Origin of the sequence: Caldicellulosiruptor acetigenus (genome assembly GCF_026914305.1) — a bacterium.
In the GTDB taxonomy this organism is placed as follows: domain Bacteria; phylum Bacillota; class Thermoanaerobacteria; order Caldicellulosiruptorales; family Caldicellulosiruptoraceae; genus Caldicellulosiruptor; species Caldicellulosiruptor acetigenus.
In genome coordinates this window covers 20,183-43,664 of sequence record NZ_CP113866.1, presented here as the reverse complement: position 1 = coordinate 43,664, position 23,482 = coordinate 20,183, and the positions used below count along the sequence as shown (strand labels likewise).

Sequence of the window (23,482 nt, the reverse complement as noted above, 5' to 3'; positions counted from 1 at the left end):
GCCCGTTTGCTATATTTTAAAAATCTCATCTACGTTTATTTCTAAATCAGGAAAAGTAACAACTCTTATTTTATCTCCTTCTGAAAACATCTTTGGTCTTCCATAGCGACCGTTTGCTTCTAAAACAAAGCAGGTGATTATTTTATTTTCCGGTTCTACAATCCAGTATTCTTTTACACCTGCTGTTTCATATTTGTTAAATTTTAAAACTCTATCCAGCCTGACTGTAGACGGTGAGGTTATCTCTATTATCATTTGTGGGGCGCCTATATACCCTGTTTTTGCAAGTTTTGATTTGTCACAAATTATAGTCAGGTCTGGCTGAACAACCGTCGTAGCACTATCAACTTCAAGCTCATCTTTTGCTTCCAAAAACACATCAAAAGGCGCAGAAAATATTTCGCAATCTTTATCCTTCAAGTAGTTACCAAAGAAGAGCATCAGCTCTTTTAAAACCTTTTGATGCTGCCAGCTTGGCGCAGCATGCAAATACAAAGTACCATCAATCAAGCTATAAATTTTATTTTCAGAAATTTTCTGCACATCTGAATAAGTGCTGATAGCACTTTTTTGTATTTCTTCCATGACAATCACCCTTTGAAATACTTATTACTCTTCAAGAAGCTGCATGAGCTCATCTTCAGAAAGCTGTGTGAGGAATGTCTGGGCAGATTGAATTATAGTGTCAAAAAGGTCCTTTTTCTTCTGCTGAAGCTCAAAGATTCTCTCTTCAATAGTGTTTTTGGTAATGAGCCTGAAAACCTGAACAGAATTTTCCTGACCAATCCTGTGCGCCCTGTCCATCGCCTGGTTTTCTACAGCCGGGTTCCACCACAGGTCATACAGTATCACAACGTCTGCGCCAGTAAGATTAAGCCCAAAACCGCCTGCTTTGAGCGATACTAAAAACACCTGTTTCTGGCCACTGTTGAACCTGTTTGCCATATCTATTCTTTCCTCAGATTTTGTTGAACCGTCCAAGTAAAAATATTCAAAACCGCGCTCTTTTATCCTTTCTTCCAATATCCTTAGCATCTCTGTCCACTGGGAAAAGACAATCGCTCTGTGGCCGCTTTCCAAAACATCTTCCAAAATCTCTTCAAACAGCTCAAGCTTGCCAGATGAACCTTCATAATTTTCTAAAAATAGCTTTGGATGGCAACAAATCTGGCGAAGTCTTGTAAGTATTGAAAATATTTTAATTTTGCTTTTTTCAAACCCTTTTTGCTCTATCTCATTTTTGATGTCTTCTCTTGCCTTCAAAAGATACAGCTTGTATATGTTCTCCTGCTCAGGTGTCATAGAGACCTCAAGATTAGTCTCAATTTTTTCAGGAAGCTCAGACAAAACATCTTTTTTGAGTCTTCTTAAAACAAAGGGGGTTATCATCTTATGAAGAAGCTTTAAAGCTTTTTCATCATTTTGCCTTACAATCGGTTTTTCAAACCTCTCAGAAAACCTTGTGTGCGTGCCAAGATATCCTGGTAGCACAAAGTCAAATATTGACCACAGCTCAGACAAATTATTCTCTATCGGTGTGCCGGTCAAAGCAAAACAACATTTTGCGTTTATCCTGCTGACAGCTTCTTTGCTGAGCGACTGCGGGTTTTTGATGTGCTGGGCTTCATCCACCACGCAAACTGAAAATTCTAAGTCTTTGTAAAGGTCAATGTCTCTTTTCAAAAGAGAATACGAAGTAATAACTATATCATAATCTTTGAGCTTTTCAATGATTTCACTTCTTTTTGCAGGAGTGCCGTCAACCACCACTGTTTTCAAATCAGGTGTGAATCTTTTTGCCTCCTGCTGCCAGTTGTAAACAAGCGAAGTTGGCGCAACTACTAAACAAGGTCCATTTAACTTATCCTTGCATGCTGATATGAATGACAAAACCTGCACTGTTTTTCCAAGACCCATGTCATCTGCCAAGATGCCACCAAAACCGTTCAAATAAAGATGCGAAAGCCATTTAACACCCACTTTTTGATATTCTCTTAGAATCCTATCTAAATGCTCAGGAATTTCAATTGTGATATCTTCTACCTTCTTCATCTTCTGAACATAAACATCAAAAGCACTGTCTTTTGAAATATTAAGATTTAAGTTTTCAAGTATTTCAGATAAATAAATTGCATGGAACTTGCTAAAAATGGCCTTTCCTTTTTTGAGGTCTTTTTTGGAGATATCAAGGTCTTTTACTATATTTTGAATCTTTTCAAGCTCTGGACTGTCTAAAAGCAAAATTGTGCCGTCTTTTAATCTGTGATATCTCTTTTTCTCTTCCAAAGAAGCTAATATATCTGGAATTTCATCCTGTGGGATATCTTCGCTTGAGAGCCAGAAATCTATTGACGCGTGATTTAAGCTAACCTTAACACTAAATTTGGGATTTTTCTTTACTTTAAAACTCTTAAAAGTTTCTGAATAGTACACATCTGCAACTTTCATTAAAACCGGAAGTCCGTCCATTACAAAATTGAATATCTTTTCTTCATCCTCTAAAACAAAACCCTTCTTTTGGTCTTTCTCAAATCCATATGCTAATAGTATAGAAAGAATTTGTATCTCTTTTACTCTCTCCCTTTGAAGTCCTGCTTTTTCAACTTCAAAATCAGCAAAGCCGTCTGTATATTTTATATGAGCACAAATTCCTCTTTTGTAAGTATCAAATAAAACCTTTAATTTTAATTCCTCATCTTTTAATTCCAAAAACTCTTTCACTTTGGATGAAAATTCAAATCTGCAGCACTCTTTTGCAATAGGATAAGCTATTTCAAAAAATTCCTTTAAATCTTCTTTGTTTAATCTTATCTCTCCATATCCTTCACCATCAGTAAAGTCAGCAAAATTAAAATAGTAAAGAGGGGAAATCACCAAGTTCTTTGGGTTTTTCAGAATGCTCAGAGTATCCTGGTATATCACAAATCTTGCCTCAAGAGCCCAGTCAATTATTTCTGCCTGTTCCAAAAACTTGGACTTTATAACTGCTTCTTCATCATCTATATCAACAAATATGTCAATATCTACTGGTCTGTTTAAATCCACCTTTATTCTTTTATATTCATCTCCTTCATAAACTGCAAATATCTCTTGCCCATCTAAAAGGCTGAAAAATTCTTCCCAGAGTGGATATGGAACATTAAAATACTGTTCTGCGAACACAACAGGCTTTACTTTCTTCAACTTGTAAATATATTCTAAAAGTCTTCTGTCCTGCTCAGGAAAGACGTGAATAAAAGGTTTGAATACAAACTTCTTTCCAAACTGGTATTCAATTTTATTCATATAGGCTTCTGAAAAATCGCCTATGTTTTTGATAAAGTATTCTTTATTTATGTCTTCAGAGTATATCTTAAACCTGACATTCAAAGCATCAACTGATACTGATTCTATTATCTTCTTTATATACACATTCGGCTTCATTTCAACCTCTGATACAAGGTGTAGCGCTGCACGGGCATACGCTGATTTTATTTTCTCAAGTCTCTTTTTAAACTCTGACTTTCGTCTTTTCTTCTCTTCCTCTTCAATCTTCTTTTTAAATCCCAAAAAAATAGGTGGAATATAATCTACAACCTCAGCTTCGCCTTTAGCAAATGCCTTCAAAAGTGCAACCGCATGTTTGCAAAATCCTTTGTATGTCTGGGCTGCTTTACACTCACACCAAAATCCAAAATTGCTGATACCCATCTTCAAATTGTTGCCTTCACCTTCAGTATAAATTTCAAAGTCAATTATTACATTATATGTGCCTGTGTCTCCTTCGACCTCTGCCTCAACAATTTTGAGCTGCGGATTGAACTTTGGATTTTTTACCCTCCCATGATTATAAAGCTGGATTCCTCTGAGATAAACACCATCGTTTGAAGCAAGATTTCTTATCATGTAATCTGTAATAAGGATATATACCCTTTTTGTCATCTCTTGTAGCAACACTCTCAGCTCCTGTACTATTTTAATCTTTGAAAATTCTAAAATTTTTCTGTATATAATTTTATCATATTAAAAAATCAAATTAAAAACAAAAAAAGCAGGCTTTTTACCTGCTTGCGCCTCCACCGCCAGAGGAACCTCCGCCGAATCCTCCAAATCCTCCGCCACCGCCTCCAAAGCCGTCAGAATCATCAGAATCATCAAAAAAGCTTCTGTTGTTCTTCCATAAATCATCGTAGCGATATACATAAACTTTTTTCTCCCACTTTCCGTTTTTCCTTGTCCATATATATCTTTTTCCAACATATGGTTTCTCAAATAACATAGATATTCCCATGAAAAAAATAATGAGGAAAAACAAACCAAATCCTATTATTAATCCAATGTCAATTCTTAATACAAATGGCGATTCTACAGCATTTTTTTCATTACCATCAGTAGCAATCTCATTTTTATTTATATTTTCAGCACTACTATATCCTGAAAGCTCTTCTATCTTAAGCCCATACTCCTTTGCAACCTCGCTTGCCACTGCAAAGAATGTATCTTTTATTCCTTTTGAATATTCTTTGTTTTCAAAGGCAGGTATAGCATACTCATCCAGTATCCTGCCTGCCTTCCCATCTGGAATTGCACCTTCCAAACCATATCCAACTTCTATTCTTATCCTTCCTTTTTTGCCCGAAAGCAAATTCTCTTTGTTCACAAGAATCAAAACCCCATTGTTAAGTTCCTTGTCGCCAATTCCCCAGCTGTTGAAAAGCTCGTTTGCATATTCTTCTATTGTATAGTTGCCAAGAGTTTCTACAGTTACAACGACAATCTCTGCTTTTGATTTGTCTTCTATCTCCTTTGCCAAAACCCTCATTTCATCTTCATCAGAGCTATCAATCAAGTCTGCATAGTCAAAAACATAGATATTTTCAGGAGGTTTTTTTGGAATCTGGGCTTTAGCAGAGGCAAAAGATTCAAACAGAAGGCTTGAAACTGTAATTATAAACACTGCTGCAAGTATTCTGAAAATTAAACCTGGTTTTATTTTCATTGCCAATCTTCTCCTTTTTATTTCGAAAAGTCAACAGAAGGCACATTTTGAGCTTGGCTTGATGCCTGAAAATACTGGCGCTCTTCAAACCCAAACATCCTTGCAATCAAAACGTTCGGAAAAACCTTTATTTTAATGTTGTACTGCCTTACTGCGTCGTTGTAATCCTTTCTTGCAACGGCAATTCTGTTTTCTGTTCCAGCAAGCTCATCCATAAGCTGCACAAATGTCCTGTCGGCCTTGAGATTTGGATAGTTTTCAACTATCACTAAAAGCCTTGAAATTGCCGAGGAAAGCTCATCGTTTGCCTTTGCTTTATCTTCTACTGTTGAGGAATTTAAAAGCTTTGACCTTGCTTGAGCAAGAGTTTCAAAAATCTCTTTTTCGTGTTTTGCATAGCCTTTGACAGTGTTAACCAGGTTCGGAATTAAGTCTGCCCTTCTTTGCAGCTGATTTTCAACCTGGCTCCACTTGCTGTCAACATTCTCTTTCAAGCGCACAAGGCTATTGTATGTTGAAAAGGTGTACACAACAAGCACTACAACTAAAACTAAAATAGCTAAAAGGATTTTTGTGCCTTTCTTCAATTTTTCACTTCTCCTTCCCATATACTTTTTGGCTACAAGGATATATATACCCATAAATTTATTGTACTAAATATCATGCTAAAAATTAACTATGTATTTTTGCTTTTATGTTGAATGTATTTGAAAAAATGCTTATAATATCTTTGTAGCCATTTTTTTGCTTTAATATCTGTGATATAACTGAAGTTGAATATTTGCTGTGAAAAGCTTGCCAAGAAAAATTGTAAAATGGGAGGAGATTTTGGTGAAAAAAATTAAAATGTTAGTTTGTTTCCTGCTGGCAGTTGTTTGGATAATTAACCCTTTGACTTTTGCATACTCTCAGCAAGCCTCTTCTCAAAAGTTTGTGTATATAAAGCCACAGTTTGAAAATGTTATGTTCTGGCCAAACGGCTGGATTTCTTATCTCCAAGGAGGAAAATGGGGAATTCTTAGCTCATCTGGCAATGTTCTTTTAAACCCTCAGTTTGATAAAATAGAACCTATAGTTTACGATGGTCCTGCAATAATGGGGATTGAGGATAAGTTTTACAAAGACATTTTTATTGTATGGCAAAATGGAAAAGTAGGTTTTTTGGACAATAACGCTAAAATTCTTGTAAAACCAGAGTTAGATTCCTTTGAAGTTTTAAATCCCTGGTTAGATGTTTATGTATGCAAAAAAGATAGTAAATACGGTTTTTTAAATCTGGATAAAAAAGCCTATGTCAGCCCTCAGTTTGACAAAATGTATTTTGTTGTTGTGTTTTCCTACAACTCAAACGCAAAATATCCTAATCCTCATGTAAAATGCACTTTGCCAAATGAAAGCAGCAATGAATATTGTCTTTATGCGCTTGATTTGAAAGATGGCACTTGGCCAAATTCTTATTTGGAATATATTCTTGTCTCAAAAGATGGAAAGTGTGGTGCTGTTGATACAAATGGAAATGTATTTGTGGATTTGAAGTACAATTCTTTTGAAGAAGCTTTATCAGACAGCAAGTTCACAGAAGCTCTGCAGGATATGTTAGCAAATGAATCAAAATCTGCACCATCTTCGACCAAAAATGAAATAGAAAAAACATCATCAAGTTATATTTTATGCGAAATTGTAAATAACAAATACTACCTTGTGTTTGAAAAGTATACTAACAAAGGTGTTACAAGAACAAAAAGCAAAGAAGCGTACGAAAATGTGAAATACGTAAAAGTGAATAAATTAATGGCAGTTTGTAAAAATAAAAAGTGGGGAATTGTTGATATAAATGGCAATTATGTAGTTAAACCCCAATTTGATGATATAAAAGAATTCAGTGAAGGATTTATAGCTTTTAAACAAAATGGAAAGTGGGGATTTATGGATAAAAACTTTAAAATAGTAATAAAACCCCAGTTTGACAAAGCAGAAAACTTCTCTGAAGGATATGCAGCGGTAAAAAAGTCAGGCTTGTGGGGATATATAAATTCTTCTGGAAAGCTTGTTATAAAACCTCAATATACTTCTGCAGGCGCATTTTTTGCTCAAATGGCTGCTGTTGCAACAAACGATTATATAGGGCTTATAGATACAAAAGGCAGTTTTGTGGTAAAGTTTTCAGCTAAGAATTCTCAATATTCTTTTGTGGACAGTGAAACATACAGGTTTAGATATACTCCAGACTCCGTAATAAACTCCGGATCTTATGAGCTTTATAAATATACATTTAACTTCCCTAAATTTGGATATGTTGTGATTGATAAAAAATCAAAAAAGGTTGGACTTGTTTTAAGAGGGCAAGGAAAATAATTCCTTGCCCTCTTGGTTTTTATGTGATAGTTTTATTTTATATTTAAGGTGTGAGGGTTGTTAAACTGCTTCTTGACTATGGCTTCGATGGTTTCTTACTCTGCTGTATTTAAATGAACAACAGACAAAAATATTTGCCAAAAAACTAAAAAGCCCATGATCTTTCATAGGCTTTTTCTGCCAATGTTAATTACTTTTTAACAAGCTTCATTTTGTAATTTCTAAATTTAGAAGTGTCACGGAACATAAGATAAATACCAAATAATTCTAACCCAACACCAATTCCATAACCTAATCCTTCAATAAAATCTGGAAATTGGACAGAAAAATGTTTTAATAATAACATAAGTGCAATAATAATTAGCCCAAGGTTATGAATAGTGTTTAAAGTATTAAAAACTATTCAAATTTTTATTAAACACTATTCTTTGTTAGGCTATACTCAGCCTAACTGGGTGTAACCCCACACCCTCTATCCCCTCCGCAAATGCTTCGGGGAATACTTTCCTTATAATATTATATCCGCTGTTCACATCAGCATTTATTAATATCCCTTTGTTGCTTCTAAATAGCCCTCTTCTTATCCTGCGGCTTGGGTCATAGTTTTCTTTGCCCACTTCCTCTCCATCTAAAAAACTGCAACCACTGGTGTAACTCTCTTCTACAACTATGAAATTTATTCCTTCTTCTTCGCATTTGTACTTGAGCATTCCTATGAACTGATAATAAGGAATATTCACAAAATTTTGATTGTTTACTTTGCCTAACTCTATTTCCTGCTTCCAGTTTGGATTATAACCAACTACAAGGGTGTCTATTTCGTATTCTTTACACCAGCTGACTATAAAACGACTTGCCTTGTGCATGTAATCCTTAATCTTGTTGTTTCTCTTTAAAGTCAACTTCTCTATCCTTCTGCTATTTCCTTTATTGCCTACATAATTCATCAATTCTGCTTTCCTCTTGTTGTAATACTGGTTTATTGACTTAATAACTTTGCCATTAATAACAATAGGCTTTATGCCTATGTTATTTACCAAAGTTACAAAGTTATTAAGTCCCAAGTCTATACCTGCTATCCTCTTTGAAGGTTTCTTTGTTTCAGCTATCTCTTTTTCATAAACTATTTCAACAACATAAACACTTCCTTTTGGAATTATCCTAACTTCTTTTAATTTGCCTTCTATTCTTGTTTTTAGCTTTAAATCTGTTTTTGGAAAACTTAAATGCCCATCTTTAATTTTACACTGTTGATTTGTGAATATAGCTATAGCTTTGCCATCTTTTTTCTTATACTTGGGCAGTTTAGGTCTACCTAAGAATTTACTTTTATCTTTATTCCATTCTTCTATAGCACTAAAAAATGCTTTCCAATTTCTTTCAAGAAGTCTTAGGATTTGCTGTGATGTTTGGGCAGGCAAGTTCATATAAGTCTCATGTTCTTTTAACACTTTGTCAAGTTCTCTGTACCTTATCCACCTGCCATTATTTATAAATTCCTGTCTTACAATGTAGTTAGCATAATTATATAAGTTTTTTGCTGCAAAGCATGTTTCATCACAATAATTCCACAATTCATGATTTCTATTTATTTGTATTCTCTCCACTCTCTTGACTATTATCTTCAAACACCCCGTTTCATAATTTTGCTTTCATATTTGTATCACCCATAAATATTATAGAATAATCCACAAAACAATGGAAACATATTTTATTAAAAACTTTAATATGTTTAAACAATTTATTATTTTTTGTCACCATATATGTTGTTATGTATTCATTATAACATTAATTCTCCTCAAATATCTCTTTTAAATCTATTACTAAATCTTCAAAGATAGAAACTTTGATTTTATTACCTACAGTGTACACATCAGGTCTACCATATCGACCATTTTCCTGTAAAGTAAATACACTTACAATTCTATTTTCAGGTTCTACTATCCAATATTCTTTCACTCCATATTTTTCATATAAATTAAATTTCTCTATTTTATCTTTGCTTGCAGTTGAAGGTGATGTAATTTCAACGATTAAATCAGGAGCTCCTTTGCATCCTTCATTGTCTATTTTTGATTTATCGCACACCACTACAATATCAGGTTCTACAACAGTTTTTATTTCTTTATTACTTTTTTCATTTGCTGAAGGGAATCTTACTCCAAAAGGTGCACTAAATACTTCGCATTGCTTGCCTTTAAGATACATAGCAAAGTTTATAAATATTTCTCTTAATATTCTTTGATGAATTGTCGATGGAGGAGCCATTAAATAAACTTTACCATCAATTAATTCTATTCTCTGATCATTTGGCCAGTTTAAATAATCTTCATAAGTATAAAACTCTTCTTTTTTCGGTAAAGGCATAAACAACACTCCTTAGAGTTGTTTTTCTTTTTATTTTATCACTAATTATTTTACATCATCCTTTTCTTTTTACCAAGAGGAGGTTAGATTATGGTTTAAAATTTTATTGTTTATGTTGCCATCTAATTTGATTCCATGTAGTTTTAAAATACTCTACTTCTTTCATTGACCAATTTAAGGAAAAGTAATATAATTTTAATAAGTAATTTGGATATTTTGAAATCTAATTTAAGAGGAATGAACATCATGGGGTTTGAAAAGGTGCACAAGATAGAAGAGTACCTCAATCAAATAGAATTGCATGAAATAAAAGATGTTTATAGAAAGATTGAACAGAGATACAAAGCGCTGATTCAGCAAGCAGGGCTACAAAATGTTAAATGCTTTACTGGTGACAATGAAGACTTTTTAACAGAGCTCAGAAGGGCTATCAAAAGAGCAGTTGAAATAAACTTTATTGTTTCTTTTCTATTGGAATCCGGTGTGAGGTTAATCATAGAAGATTTGATAGAAGCCAAAAAAAGAGGATCAAAAATAAGGATTGTAACTGGAAGGTACCTTAATATAACTCAACCCTCTGCACTTTATCTCATAAGACAAGCACTGGGAAATTATGTTGATTTGAGATTTTATAAATTTGAGGAAAAATCTTTTCATCCCAAGGCATACATATTTGAGTATGAAAATGACGACGGAGAGGTTTTTATTGGCTCCTCCAATATCTCAGAGCAAGCACTCTGCGGCGGAATAGAATGGAATTACAAAATAGAAAAAAAGACCAATTATGATGATTTTCTCTTTTTCAAAAACGAATTTCTGAATATTTTTCATAACCAAAGTATAGAGATAACTGACAAAGCATTAAAAGAATACAGCCGCAAATGGAAAAAACCAAAAATCCAACTTGAAAAAGAAATATTAACTGAGGGAGATGATGATAACTTAGAACATGAAGAAAAAGACCAAAATATTCTTTCTGACTCATTAAAAGTAGCTCAAGAGGTTGCAGAATACTCTGTGCAAAGTCTTATAAAGTCAAAAGAAAATAAAGGAAAAGTTATTCAATTCTATTATCCCAGGGACGCTCAAATTGAGGCATTGTATGAGCTTAAAAAAAGCAGAGAGGAAGGTTTTAACAAAGGTTTGGTTGTGCTGGCAACAGGTGTGGGAAAGACTTTTCTGGCAGCATTTGACTCAATGGAATTTCAAAAGGTTCTTTTTGTCGCTCACAGAGAAGAGATATTAAATCAAGCCAAAAAAACTTTTGAAAAAGTCCGGCCAAATAGCAGTATGGGATTTTTTAATGCTGAAATTAAGGATACAAACAAAGATATAATATTTGCTTCTGTTCAAACCTTGGGAAAAGAAGAATATCTCAATGAAAGTTATTTCCCACCTGATTACTTTGATTATATTGTCATAGATGAATTTCATCATGCTGTTGCAAAAAGCTATTCAAATATCATCAGTTATTTTAAGCCCAAATTCTTACTGGGACTTACCGCTACACCCGAAAGATTAGATAACAAAGATGTTTTTGAACTCTGCGATTACAATGTCGTTTATGAACTGAGGCTGAAAGATGCTATAAATAAGGGTTTTCTTGTTCCATTTCACTATTATGGTATTTACGATGAAACTGATTTTTCGAATATTCCAATAATTAATGGAAAATATAAGGAAGATGAACTTGAGAGAGTATTGATGATTCACAAAAGAGCTGATTTAATACTTAAAAACTATCTAAAATTTAACAAAAAAAGAACTCTTGCGTTTTGTTCTTCACGCAATCACGCTGAATTTATGGCTGAGTATTTTAACCAAAATGGTGTAAAATCATGTGCCGTTTACAGTGGCGAACAGGGCAAAAATGCAGTTGACAGAAGTCAAGCAATAGAAAAACTTGGAAAAGGCGAAATCAATGTTATCTTCACAGTTGATATGTTCAACGAAGGAGTAGACATCCCAGAAATTGATATGGTAATGTTTTTAAGGCCAACCGAATCGCCTACAGTATTTTTGCAGCAACTTGGAAGAGGTTTGAGAAAAGCCAAAGATAAATACTATCTAACTGTATTGGACTTTATAGGAAACTATAAAAAGGCAAACTTAATACCATTTTTATTGAGCGGCAAAAGATATGACATCGAAAAGATTAAAAAGACACGGTTTGTTCATGATGAATTTGATTTTCCTGATGATTGTATAGTGGACTTTGATTTTAGAATAATTGATATTTTTAGAAAACAAGCTGAAGCTGTAAAAAGAATCGAAGAGTTAATATACGAAGAATATTTAAGGATAAAGAATTTTTTGGGATACAGACCAATGCGTCAAGTCTTTTTCAAGTATGTAGATAATGCTATATATGATAATATGAAGAGATATAGCGACCCAAACATCAACATACTCAAAGATTATATTTCTTTTCTCTACAAAAACAATGAACTTACTGAAAGCGAAAAAGCCTTGTACGCTACCGTCGCACATGAATTTATTAGATGTATTGAAAATACTCGTATGACAAAAAGCTATAAAATGCCTTTGCTTCTTGCATTTTATAACAATGGAGAAATAAAGCTTGTTGCAACACCTGATGATATCTATAGAAGCTTTAAAGAATTTTATTCTAATCCTTCAAACGCAGTTGACTTGGCAAGGCACAAAAGTACACAGGGATACAAAGAGTGGACAAAAGAGGATTGGCTGGATCTTTCAAGAAAAAATCCAGAAGAAGCTCTATTAAACGATAATGAATTTTCAAAATTTCTCAAAAGAGATGGCGAATTTTTGTATCTTTCCAAAGACCTTGAATCATTTATCAAAAACCAAGATTTTATTCGGCATTTCAAAGATGTTATTGAGTATAGAGTAAAACGTTATTACAAGGAGAGAATAGAAAATGGATCAGACGATTAAGTACTATGATGATAATGCCATTGATTTTTTCATGAATACAAAGGATGCAAACATGGAAAATTTATACAAGCTATTTTTAAAATACATCCCTGAGGGTGGTAAAATTCTTGATTTGGGTTGCGGTTCTGGAAGAGACACAAAATATTTTCTGGGAAAAGGTTATGATGTTGTGGCAGTAGACGGTTCAATTGAAATGGTGAAATTATCAAGTGAATATACAGGAAAAAAAACTCTGCATATGACATTTCAAGAAATTGATTTTAAAGAAGAATTTGACGGCATTTGGGCTTGTGCCTCTTTGTTACATGTCAGAAGAGATGAAATCAGTAGTATATTATATAAAATCTACCGTGCTCTAAAACCAAATGGTGTTTTGTATTCATCATTTAAATATGGAGATAAAGAGGAATATAGAGATGATGGCAGGTTCTTTAACTATTATGATGAAAAGTCTTTTTCTGAATTAATAAAAAAACTTGGATACTTTGATATATTGGAAATTTTGATAACAAACGATGTTCGAAAAGGCAAAGAAAATGAAAAGTGGTTAAATGTGATTGTAAAAAAGAAGACCGCTCACGTCTAAACGCGGTCTTCCAAATTGTATTTTTTATCCTCACAGCTTCTTATAACAAAACCACCAGTCAAAACATTCAATCTCGCCATCTTTAGCTTTTTGAAGTCTTTCTTTTGCTAAGTCTTCTGTTGCAGCAGGTGGAATTATTACCTTGTCGCCAATCAACCCGTTGTTTGGCCAGTTCTCTGGCAATGCAACACCGTTTTGGTCTGATGTCTGCAATGCTTTTAGCGCTCTTAGTATCTCGTCAATGTTTCTTCCAACCTCTTGAGGATAGTACATCATAAGCCTTAAAATTCCTTTGTCATCTACTATGAAAACAGCTCTGACGGTGTTTGTCCCTTTTGCCTCATGAAGCATTCCCAAAGTGGTTGCCACTTTCCCAAGCTCATCTGCAATGACAGGGAACGGAATTTTTACACCAAGCTTTTCTTCTATCCACTCAATCCACTTTATGTGAGCAAAAACTTGGTCAACCGAAAGGCCAATCAGCTCGCTATTTAGTTTCTTGAATTCTTGAGCCTTTTTTGCAAAGGCTACAAACTCTGTTGTGCAAACTGGTGTGAAGTCGCCTGGATGCGAAAAGAGCACAAACCATTTTCCTGCATAGTCATCAGGAAGCTTTTTCACACCATGAGTTGTTTTTACCGTCATGCTCGGAAACTTCTCTCCAAGCAGCGGGATTCTGTTTGTATTTTCCATTATAACCACTCCTTTAAAACTTTTTTGTCCAATTTATTAATACCATCGTGAAAAGACTTATAAACACAAATTAATAAACGAATTTTTATTTTTTATTCTCTTCAAATTTGTATAAATTGCAAAATTGAAATGATTTTTTCTCCTCTCATTTGCAATATTCCTTTCTTGCTATGGATTTTGTTTGCAAAGAATACAAAATTGGTTTATAATAATATCAAAAATAAAAAACGTTTGTTTTTGTGTGGGGGTAATCTTGGTGAATTTGAACATTGAGCAGAAGAAACTGTCTCAGGCAAAACCAAATGGGCATATGCTGGTAAAAGGTGTTGCAGGTTCTGGAAAAACAACAGTTGCAATATACAGAGTAGTTTATCTTCTAAATGAATATTGCTTTGCGCCCGATGACAAAATTCTAATGGTAACTTTTAACAAAACTCTGGTAAATTATTTGAAATACCTCTATAACAAGTTGGAAGATGCATATATTTCATTTGATGCTCTGGTAAATGACAACAAGGATAAGGTTAAGATAGCTTCAATTGACAGCATAATCTATGGATTTTTCCAGGAATACAAAGAATATTCTGGCGAAAAACTTGAGATTGTCAACAACAAGGCTACAAAATATAATTTTCTCAATCAGGCAATTGTTAAGATCAAAGAAAAATACCCAAAGGTTCAATATATAGACCTTTCTTTTGCCAATTTTCTTTTAGATGAGATTGAGTGGATAAAATCATGTAATATAAGAGAATTAGAGGAATATCAGAGCACTGATAGGATAGGTAGAACAGTTCAAAATCAGAAAGACATACCTCAGAAGATAGCAAAGAATTCAGAAACAAGAAAAGCTATATTTGAACTTATGCAGCTTTATACCTCGCTTTTAAAAGAAAATGGACTTGTCGATTTTAAAGACATGGCTTTGATTGTACTGGATTATTTGAAAGCAAATGAACACAAGATTACAAAATATACGCACATTATAATAGATGAAAGTCAAGACCTCACAAAAGTTCAATTAGAAATTTTAAAGCTTCTTTATAACTCCGAAAAAAGCTATTCCAGCATAATGTTTATTGCAGACACAGCCCAGAGCATTTACACACACTCATGGCTTGTCAGGGGAAGGTCGTTTGCAAGCATTGGATTTGACATGACAGGAAAAAGCTATACGCTGTCTAAAAACTACAGGACAACTGTCCAGATTGCAAATCTTGCATATAGTTTAATAGAAAAAACACCAGAAATAATAGAAGATGAGAATTTTGTAAAACCTGCTTTAATAGACAAGCAAGGACCTCTGCCTGTACTAAAGATTTTCCAAACCGAAGAACAAGAAGCAGAATTTGTATACAATGAAATTGTGAACAACTTAGCATTTGAATTTCAACTAAAAGATATTGCAGTGATTTGTAAAAATAGAAAATATTTGGAGTCTTTTTACAATTATGTCTCTTCAAAAGGGCTGAAAGCCATATTTTTAAACTCAGATTCGGGTGAAAACTTTGAAGAAGAGGGTATAAGGCTTATCACCATGCACTCTATAAAAGGTTTGGAATTCAAAGTGGTTTTTATCATTGGACTTAATAGCAACATCATCCCATACTCATCATGCGAAGACAATGAGGTTGCAAAGCTGCAAGAGACAACTGACAAAAAGCTCTTTTACGTTGGTATGACAAGAGCAAACGAAAGGCTGTATTTGTGCTGCTCAAGAAAACCATCAAAATTTTTGAGCGAGCTTAATACAAAACTTCTTCGAATTGATTCTAAATGCAATCTTCGCAGTTTTTACAAGCTGAGGATTGATGATTACAGATACATAAACAAAATCAGGGATATTTACTGCAAAGAAGAAGAGGTTCGCCAGTGGCTTATAAATGAACTTATTGAAACTTATAAATACCCTGAAGAGTTGATTGATGTTGAGTACAGGATAAACGTATTTTCAAAACCTGCATTTGTGGATGTTGTTGTGTTCAGGTATGATTCAAATAAAGAAAAGGTACCATTTATCATTTTTGAGGTAAAACCATATCTTTCTGGAATAGGTCAGGGGGCAGAGCAGCTGAAAAGTTATTTGAATGTGGTTCCAAGATGTTCTTTTGGAGTTGTAACAGATGGAAACAGCATTTTAATATTTGACAGCAGATTTGAAATTGTTGACGATTTTCCTCACTTTGATATAAGTATGCTTCCTTCTCAAATTGAAGAATATGAGGTTGTAGATTTCAGAAGGTCAAAAACTTACAGACTCAGAAAATTGGTAGACACAGGACATATTGACTTAGTTCAAGATGGACATCTCATAGAGATAAAATCAGAAGATGTTCTCAAAATTAACCTGTATGAAAAGGTTGCAGCAGGAACACCCGTTGAAACATCTGATGAGGCAATTGGTAAGGTTGCCCTGCCGACTTCTATTATCTCTGACCCTGAAAGATATTTTGCTATTAAAGTTAAGGGCGATAGTATGGTGGAAGCAAATATAAAAGATGGAGACATTGCAATTGTTCAAAAATGCAATACTGCGGAAAACAGAGATATTGTTATTGCATGGCTTGACGGTGAAATAACTGTGAAAAGATTTTGCAAAATGGGAAGCACAGTCCTGCTCATTCCCGAAAACAGCAAATATGAGCCAATAAACATCAAAGAAGGGGAACTTCGTATAGTTGGAAAAGTTGTCGGTGTGATGAGGAAAAAAAGATGATAACATCAATTTTTTAAAAACAAAAGGTGGGAGCTGCAAGAAAAGCATCCCACCTTTTTCTTCTTTATATTCACTTAGTAAGACATTATCTTTTCTAAATTCTCTAACAAAAACTTCTTACCTTTTTCGTTAAACACAATAACCTCATACTCAATATCCTTGTAAGTTCTCTTTTCAACTTCTATACCATACTTTTGTGAATTTTCGTTCATAACAGTTTTTGTTTTTCCATCTGGCAACTTTATTTCGCTCAAAATTCCCATTTTTTTGAGTTGTCTGTTTATGTCTGCACCTGTTAATCTCTTACTAACACTGGGGTCTATAACATTGTTAACACACTTTGCAAATTCATTCACGCCAATATTATAATCAGGAAGTTTAATCCTCTTTTTCTGTTCAGGTGTAATAACAAATTGTGTTGGTTTTGCACTCACGCCGTTAAATCCATTTTTTATAACAGCATCTAATACATCAGCAATATAAAAAAAGCACCTTATCAACCTTGGGTCCTGCATAAAGCTATCTTCTTTAATACTTTCGCCACTTATAGGATTTATGCCATTTGCTATCTTTTCTATAATACTTTTTGCTTTTATTAACTTTTCTCTATCATATTCCATCGAAATCTGCACCCCTGCTTATTCAATTGGATAACTCTTTAAAACGATATCATAAAAAATTACTTGTATCAATAACTTTCATATCTACTCATTCTTTCCTTGTATAATTATTTTCGTAAGACACATCAATAAAAATTCTAATAAAATAACAACCAAAGATTCGGTTAACATAAGATTTTGAGTCTCATCATTAAAATAACATTAAAATACTTCCTTGACATTTTCTCCAAAACATCTTTGGCTATACTTGAAAACTACCCTACTCCAAACGATACCTTAAGCGCTGACTAGAAAGCTTATATGCATTATCTTTGCTGTTATGCGTGATAAAAAGCCTTTTGAACTTAGAACTCCTGAAGAACATATTCAAAAATGTTTTAACAAGACTGCTGTTTATTGCGTATAAATAATTGTTTTATTAATGAAACATTGGTTAACCATAATATATGCTCAGCCTCCATATGTTATGTCAACCTCTAATGGATGGCTTACCTTCTTATGCCCTTTTAAAAGAATTTTCTACCATAAAATGTTATCAAAATTTTCTTAAAAACTCTTGACTTTAATTAGCTGGTCTTTTAAAAACCATAGTCCGCACATATCCCTTTGCTTAAATATTTATCTTCTGCCATTGCTGCAAACGCTGCAAAATAAGAAAGAAAAATACGAAGAAGAAGAAAATATCACAAAAAATTAGATCTGTCCACTTACTCTTCTGAACAGCTCTTGTATTCTATCACACTATTTAATAATTACCTGAACGGGAATAGATGAATAGACACCCTCTCCACCATTGCCCAATTGACCTGTGGCATTTGCTCCCCAAGCCCATACTGTGTCGCCTTTCTTTAGTACTAAGGAATGATAGCTTCCGGCTGAAATCGCCAAAACATCTTTTATTTCTTTGACTTGGACTGGAATAGTCGTCAGATATTTTGATAAAAGGCATACAGGCTTATTCCCTACAAACTACTGCTTTAGTCAAAAATTATCTGTAAATTTTATTATTAATATACTATGTTTGAAAATGAAAGTTTTCATTAAAGGATTTTTAGTCACTCTCCTAAAGAAATTTTACACTGTCGCTGTGTCAGGAGATATTGAAAATTCTTAAGTTTCAGCATGCAACAACCAAAAACCTCCCTTTTGAAATGCGTAATAATAGCCTTTTGCAGAAACGCTCAATATGAGCGTTATCAAGCTTTAGAAAGATTCAAAAAAGTCTGGTCACCCTCCTCATAGTTCTAGTAAAATATGATTATATAAAACAAATTTTCTACTATGAGGAGGGGACAAATGTTCAACACCAAACCTAAACAACTTTCTTTCCTAGATCTATTCTCCCACCTAAAGGCTTCGGCTCTCTATAAGCCTGAAAGCCTTTTAGGCTTGTTCAATAAATTCATCAACTTATCAAACTACATACCTTCTTCTTTCTACAATGCTTACTATAAACACTTTGGCAAGCATAGATGCTTCTCATTAGAATCTATGCTCCTGTGCTTCTTTGTCCAAAAATTACTCAAACTCAATACCCTTACTCAGCTTCGGGCTGTTCTCCTTAACTCCTATGAACTTCGTTCTTTCTGTAACCTAAATGGCAATGTTCCTTCTATTTCTACTTTCTCACGTTTCAGAAAAGTCTTTAACAGCGAAATACTTAAACTTTTCCAAAGCATCTCTATCCATGCACACAATATCTCTATCCAACAATGCCCTGAACTTGCTTCAATCTTAATCTTCGATACAACCGGTATTGTCCCAAAGGTTCGTGAAAACAACCCTAAATTCATTCATCTACTGCAGAAAAATACCTCAAAAGCTAACCCTGAGCTGTCCTCTGATAAAATCTATTCTATTGTCTATTCTTCCTTGCCTAAAACTGCTAATGCTAATTCTAATATCCGCGTTATGTTTGTAAATGGCCATTTCTGCTGGGCTTTAAAATTTGCTGTCATTACAAATGCTCTTGGTATACCCTTAGCTTTATTACCTCTGTTTGACTCTGATTCTACTTCTTCTGATCCTATAGAACATAAAAGTATCTGCGACTCTAAAGCTTTAATTCCTTCGCTCGAAACTTTATTCTCTTATATTCCCAAAAATTTCTCCACTTTCATTGCTGACAGCGCCTTGGATTCACATAACATCTACTCCACTTTAAAAAACACCTTCAACTTCTCCAAAATCGTTATTCCTCTAAATACAAGAGCCTCTAAAAATACTACACCTACTTCAGACCCCAACATCGTTATTTCTGAAGATGGTGTCCCTATCTGCAAAAAGGTCGATAAACCTTTTAAACCTGAAGGCAAATGTCAGGGTAAAAATCGTTCTGTGCGTTTTAAATGGACTTGTCCTATGTCTTCTTACAAAAATGGCAAACGTACCTGCTCTTGCCCTCAGCCTTGTACTACCTCCAAATCAGGTAGAATGTTCTACACTTACCCTGACGATTTTCGGTCTTTCCCAGGTATAAACAGAAATTCTCAAGAGTTTTTAGACCTCTACAATAAACGTGTTACCGTGGAGCAGACTATTTACCACCTAAAATCCTACATGGGTTCTGATACCATCTGCACTTATGACCATATTTCTATTTTCTCTGATTTCTTGCTCTCTGCCATTACTTTTTCGCTTTTATTTATTCTCGCTCACAATATTAAGCTTTATTGTTCTAAATTGACTATTAAAAAACTGAACAAACTTAAAAAACTTATCGCTTAAACTCACAATTTTTATTGAATTATTAACTTTTAAAAAATTTATGATTTTGTTTTTCTTAACCTTCTAAACTTAGAGTTTAGAAGGTTTAGGATACTATTGTCTTTTTTGAGGTTGTAAATTTTTGGCATACAATTATTATTGAATATTTTGATTATATTGATAATATTTAGTTGCAATTCTACTCTTCTTTTTACATCTCGATTGTATTTCCTGTTTATACTGGCATCTCTTACCTTCAATCACCACCTATTTTGCAAACAGCTAGAAATGCGTAATAATTTAAAGCTTTTTGCTGAAGTTTACGCTTTTTATTAAACCTAGGTTGGATGAAAAAACTGGTATTAGAAGCTAAAAACATTCACATTATTTTTACATTAATTATAAATTATGGTATTCTCAATAAGTTATTATAACAAAATAGCATCTTTGCACTTTGCTACCTTTAAAATTTTGTATGTAGACGTCACTTTCTTCTATATCGAATACCTTTATATTATTTTTTGTTTAAAATGAAGCTTCACAACATTAGTTAACATAGCATCTATTTTAAACCCTTGACTTGTTCAGGGCTAGTGGAATATTTATTATAACCACCATTACCATTCCCCAATTGATGGTGCTCATTATTCCCCCAAGCCCAAACAGTACCATCTCTCTTAAGAGCTAACGAATAGAAATTTCCACCAGCAGCAATTGCTACGACATCTTTTAATCCTTTAACTCGTACGGGAATAGTGGAATATTTATCACAACCACCAGTGCCATTCCCTAACTGACCCCAAGAATTATCTCCCCAAGCCCAAACAGTGCCATCTCTCTTAAGCGCTAAGGAATGAAAGTCTCCAGCAGCAATTGCTACGACATCTTTTAATCCTCTGACTTGGACAGGAACAGGGGAATTTACAGTAGTGCCATTTCCCAATTGACCACTGCTATTATCTCCCCAAGCCCAAACAGTACCATCTCTCTTAAGGGCCAAGGAATAGCAACCTCCAATAGCAATTGCTATAACATCCTTTAATCCCTTAACCTTTACAGGAATAGTAGAATATTCAATAGTGCTATTACCATTTCCCAATTGACCACTGCTATTATTTCCCCAAGCCCAAACAGTACCATCCTTCTTAAGAACTAATGAATGATCTGAGTCAGCAGCAATTGCTACAACATCTTTTAATCCTTTGATTTGGACAGGCACAGTAGAATACCCAGTAGTACTATTCCCAAATTGACCGTACCAACTCTCTCCCCAATTCCAAACAGTACCGTCTTTTTTAAGAGCTATTGAATAATTCTCTCCAGCACTAATTGCTATAACATCTTTCAATCCTTTCACTTGGACAGGAATATTCGAATCTTTAGTAGTGCCATTTCCCAATTGACCACTGCTATTATTTCCCCAAGCCCAAACAGTGCCATCTTTTTTAAGTGCTAATGAATAATTATCACCAGCAGCAATTGCTACAACATCTTTTAAACCTTTAACTTGCTCAGGAATAAAAATAGTAATTATATTAGTACCATTTCCCACTTGACCACTAAAATTATTTCCCCAAGCCCAAACACTACCATCCTTTTTAAGTGCTAATGAATGACTTTCTCCAGCAGCAATTTGAATTACACAGTTCTTTAATTCATTTGAAAATGTGCTTTTTGAATAATTTTTACTTTGATATGTAGTCGCTAAAACTGGAAGAACAACGCTCAATAATATCGCAAAAATCATAATAACACTACCTATCTTCTTTTCTTCAACTTTCATTCTTCCTTTACCTCCCTGCAAGTTAGATTTTCATCCTCTTGTAGAAACATCCAAGTTGGATGTTATTAAATATTTTGACAAAATGAATATTGATATATTTTCTGCAAACTTCTACCTTACTCATAAATTAATTACAAACTTTTTTCTTTATTATGCAATATATAGAAATGCAAACGTTAATTTCAATTTGTGCTAAATTATATTAAGATAGTGCAGGATAATTTTTATTAACAACACCCTGAAATATCTTAAATCAAGGATTTCCTGTTGTGCTTGTTTCCTTTAATCTTTATATTATTGCTTTTATAATTTATTGCTTTCAAAATTCCTGGGAACTCTCGCATATTTATAATCTGCTCTTTCAATCCAACCTTAACCATGCTATCTCCTCTAAGTTCTCAAAAAGAACTTGTTTTTATCATTGAGTTTGAAACAGAGTAGAGCACATCGCCAATACACAAAGGCCTGTCTATTTTCTCACAATATCCATCATCAATTTCACTAGAAATCTTACTCTTCAAAACAAATCCTTTTTTCAAATCTATGTTGTAGACAATTCTTCATTTAAATTCTAAATTGCAATATTAAATGCAACACTTTTTTAAAGGGAACTGGAAATTATAATTTGGATTTTTATTTCATTTACTAACCATGTCAGCATATTCATGAAATTAATTGTATTATCTTTGTCAAGATTGCCCGTTGGTTCATTAGTTAATATAATCAAAGGTTTTATAATCAAAGACCTTGCAATTGCAACTCTTTGTTGTTCACCACCAGATAACTCCAATATATTGCTCTTTATCTTATTTTCTGAATTCAATTCTTTTAACAATCTTATTGCTTCTTTCTTATAATGATACTTTTCTTCAATAAAACAGCAGACAACAATACATTGTCCAACACATTTTGAAGTGGTATCAGATTGTAGTTTTGAAATATGTACCCTAATTTTGATAATTTACAAATCTCAGCATCTTTTTTATTCAACTTATGTATATTTACATTATCATATAAAACTTCTCCTTTGCTAGGTTCTATTATTCCACCAATAATGTTTAATAGAGTGATTTTCCCACTGCCAGATGTACCTATTATTGCAATAGTTTCTCCTTCATTAATTGTCAAATTAAAATCCCTTATTACGAAATTTTTCTTATCATATGAATAACTTACATTATTAATATTTATTTACATCAATTATTCCTCTCTTCCTATTAGTTTTGTTCCCTCTTCATCATTTGAAAATACACTTAATATAAATGTGGCAATGATAGAAACAGCTTGAGCACATACAACAATATCAAATAATAATGTCCACGGAATAAAGTTGCGCATTCTTATTCCGTATAAACTTTCAATAAATGACGGCAATTCATTAGACAATATCGTTCTAAATATTAATCCTAATATGCTGCCAACAATTATTATAAATATCCCCTCAAAAGTATTCATCAAAATTATCTTTAGTTTTCTCATACCTATCAACTTGAATGAATTATTATATCTACTTCTCTCTTCTAAAGACATTAGAAACATATTAATAATCATAAATATGTTTATAGGTAGATAAATATATAAAAAAGTTTCAATCATTTCTGTCTCTTTTAAAATTCCATTCTTATATTCCTCGATAAGTCTATCTCTACTTATTACATCATACTTTATATTCGATTCATCCAGTTTTTTAGTTATATTATCAATATTTCCAATAGCATAAAAGGCTTTTTTCAAACCTATATTTTTTAGTCTTGTATTT

At 33.4% G+C, this 23,482-nt stretch carries 16 protein-coding genes and 2 pseudogenes; 5 read left to right on the top strand and 13 right to left on the bottom strand.

The window, feature by feature from the left end:
* Positions 1 to 9: 9 nt before the first annotated feature.
* The 4 genes from OTK01_RS00150 to OTK01_RS00135 all read right to left on the bottom strand — a co-directional run bounded on the left by OTK01_RS00150 (position 10) and on the right by OTK01_RS00135 (position 5,565).
* A complete protein-coding gene (locus OTK01_RS00150) occupies positions 10 to 585 on the bottom strand; it encodes a Uma2 family endonuclease (RefSeq protein ID WP_029229059.1) in 576 nt (191 codons plus the stop codon).
* Positions 586 to 609: 24 nt separating this feature from the next.
* The gene (locus tag OTK01_RS00145; RefSeq protein ID WP_029672224.1) at positions 610 to 3,921 is read right to left on the bottom strand and encodes a DEAD/DEAH box helicase; all 3,312 of its coding nucleotides are present in this window, start codon (positions 3,919 to 3,921) and stop codon (positions 610 to 612) included.
* Between the two features lie 118 nt (positions 3,922 to 4,039).
* Positions 4,040 to 4,978: a TPM domain-containing protein gene (locus OTK01_RS00140; protein WP_029229061.1), complete on the bottom strand. Its 939-nt coding sequence runs from the start codon at positions 4,976 to 4,978 to the stop codon at positions 4,040 to 4,042.
* A 17-nt stretch (positions 4,979 to 4,995) separates the two neighbouring features.
* Entirely contained in the window at positions 4,996 to 5,565 is a 570-nt protein-coding gene (locus OTK01_RS00135; RefSeq protein ID WP_013433639.1) for a LemA family protein, read from the bottom strand.
* A gap of 244 nt (positions 5,566 to 5,809) precedes the next feature.
* Between OTK01_RS00135 and OTK01_RS00130 the strand changes: the two genes are divergently transcribed.
* On the top strand, positions 5,810 to 7,333 hold the full coding sequence (locus OTK01_RS00130; RefSeq protein WP_013433640.1) for a WG repeat-containing protein: 1,524 nt from the start codon (positions 5,810 to 5,812) through the stop codon (positions 7,331 to 7,333).
* A 431-nt stretch (positions 7,334 to 7,764) separates the two neighbouring features.
* Here the strand turns inward: OTK01_RS00130 and OTK01_RS00125 are convergent, their stop codons facing one another.
* Positions 7,765 to 8,961, bottom strand: coding sequence for an RNA-guided endonuclease InsQ/TnpB family protein (locus OTK01_RS00125; RefSeq protein WP_029229062.1), 1,197 nt, complete (start codon positions 8,959 to 8,961; stop codon positions 7,765 to 7,767).
* A gap of 160 nt (positions 8,962 to 9,121) precedes the next feature.
* Positions 9,122 to 9,700: a Uma2 family endonuclease gene (locus tag OTK01_RS00120; protein WP_013433643.1), complete on the bottom strand. Its 579-nt coding sequence runs from the start codon at positions 9,698 to 9,700 to the stop codon at positions 9,122 to 9,124.
* A gap of 246 nt (positions 9,701 to 9,946) precedes the next feature.
* Between OTK01_RS00120 and OTK01_RS00115 the strand changes: the two genes are divergently transcribed.
* Positions 9,947 to 12,619 carry a DEAD/DEAH box helicase family protein gene (locus OTK01_RS00115; RefSeq protein WP_029229063.1) on the top strand — a complete coding sequence of 891 codons (2,673 nt, stop codon included), beginning with the start codon at positions 9,947 to 9,949 and terminating at the stop codon, positions 12,617 to 12,619.
* Positions 12,603 to 13,205, top strand: a complete 603-nt coding sequence (locus tag OTK01_RS00110; protein WP_029229064.1) for a class I SAM-dependent methyltransferase — start codon at positions 12,603 to 12,605, stop codon at positions 13,203 to 13,205. The genes OTK01_RS00115 and OTK01_RS00110 overlap by 17 nt, the downstream gene beginning before the upstream one ends.
* 30 nt (positions 13,206 to 13,235) lie before the next feature.
* Here OTK01_RS00110 and OTK01_RS00105 read toward each other — a convergent pair whose 3' ends face one another.
* Positions 13,236 to 13,898 (bottom strand): peroxiredoxin, encoded by a 663-nt coding sequence (locus OTK01_RS00105; RefSeq protein WP_029229065.1) that lies wholly within the window; start codon positions 13,896 to 13,898, stop codon positions 13,236 to 13,238.
* 256 nt (positions 13,899 to 14,154) lie between these two features.
* Between OTK01_RS00105 and lexA the strand changes: the two genes are divergently transcribed.
* The gene (gene lexA / locus OTK01_RS00100) at positions 14,155 to 16,614 is read left to right on the top strand and encodes a transcriptional repressor LexA (protein ID WP_029229066.1); all 2,460 of its coding nucleotides are present in this window, start codon (positions 14,155 to 14,157) and stop codon (positions 16,612 to 16,614) included.
* Between the two features lie 74 nt (positions 16,615 to 16,688).
* Here lexA and OTK01_RS00095 read toward each other — a convergent pair whose 3' ends face one another.
* Both OTK01_RS00095 and OTK01_RS13295 read right to left on the bottom strand, forming a co-directional pair.
* Positions 16,689 to 17,234: a hypothetical protein gene (locus tag OTK01_RS00095; protein WP_029229067.1), complete on the bottom strand. Its 546-nt coding sequence runs from the start codon at positions 17,232 to 17,234 to the stop codon at positions 16,689 to 16,691.
* Between the two features lie 741 nt (positions 17,235 to 17,975).
* Complete coding sequence (locus tag OTK01_RS13295) at positions 17,976 to 18,122, bottom strand: hypothetical protein (protein WP_208595885.1); 147 nt, start codon at positions 18,120 to 18,122, stop codon at positions 17,976 to 17,978.
* 408 nt (positions 18,123 to 18,530) lie between these two features.
* Here OTK01_RS13295 and OTK01_RS00090 point away from each other — a divergent pair, with 408 nt between their 5' ends.
* Positions 18,531 to 19,961: a transposase gene (locus OTK01_RS00090; protein WP_269011623.1), complete on the top strand. Its 1,431-nt coding sequence runs from the start codon at positions 18,531 to 18,533 to the stop codon at positions 19,959 to 19,961.
* Between the two features lie 541 nt (positions 19,962 to 20,502).
* Here the strand turns inward: OTK01_RS00090 and OTK01_RS00085 are convergent.
* The 4 genes and pseudogenes from OTK01_RS00085 to OTK01_RS00070 all read right to left on the bottom strand — a co-directional run bounded on the left by OTK01_RS00085 (position 20,503) and on the right by OTK01_RS00070 (position 23,457).
* Complete coding sequence (locus OTK01_RS00085; protein WP_029229240.1) at positions 20,503 to 21,723, bottom strand: RCC1 domain-containing protein; 1,221 nt, start codon at positions 21,721 to 21,723, stop codon at positions 20,503 to 20,505.
* A 361-nt stretch (positions 21,724 to 22,084) separates the two neighbouring features.
* Positions 22,085 to 22,277: pseudogene (locus OTK01_RS13290) on the bottom strand (beta-propeller domain-containing protein); the annotation flags it as partial.
* A gap of 47 nt (positions 22,278 to 22,324) precedes the next feature.
* Positions 22,325 to 22,851, bottom strand: a pseudogene (locus OTK01_RS00075) (ABC transporter ATP-binding protein).
* 72 nt (positions 22,852 to 22,923) lie between these two features.
* Positions 22,924 to 23,457, bottom strand: a complete 534-nt coding sequence (locus tag OTK01_RS00070; RefSeq protein WP_029229239.1) for an FtsX-like permease family protein — start codon at positions 23,455 to 23,457, stop codon at positions 22,924 to 22,926.
* Positions 23,458 to 23,482: the final 25 nt, after the last annotated feature.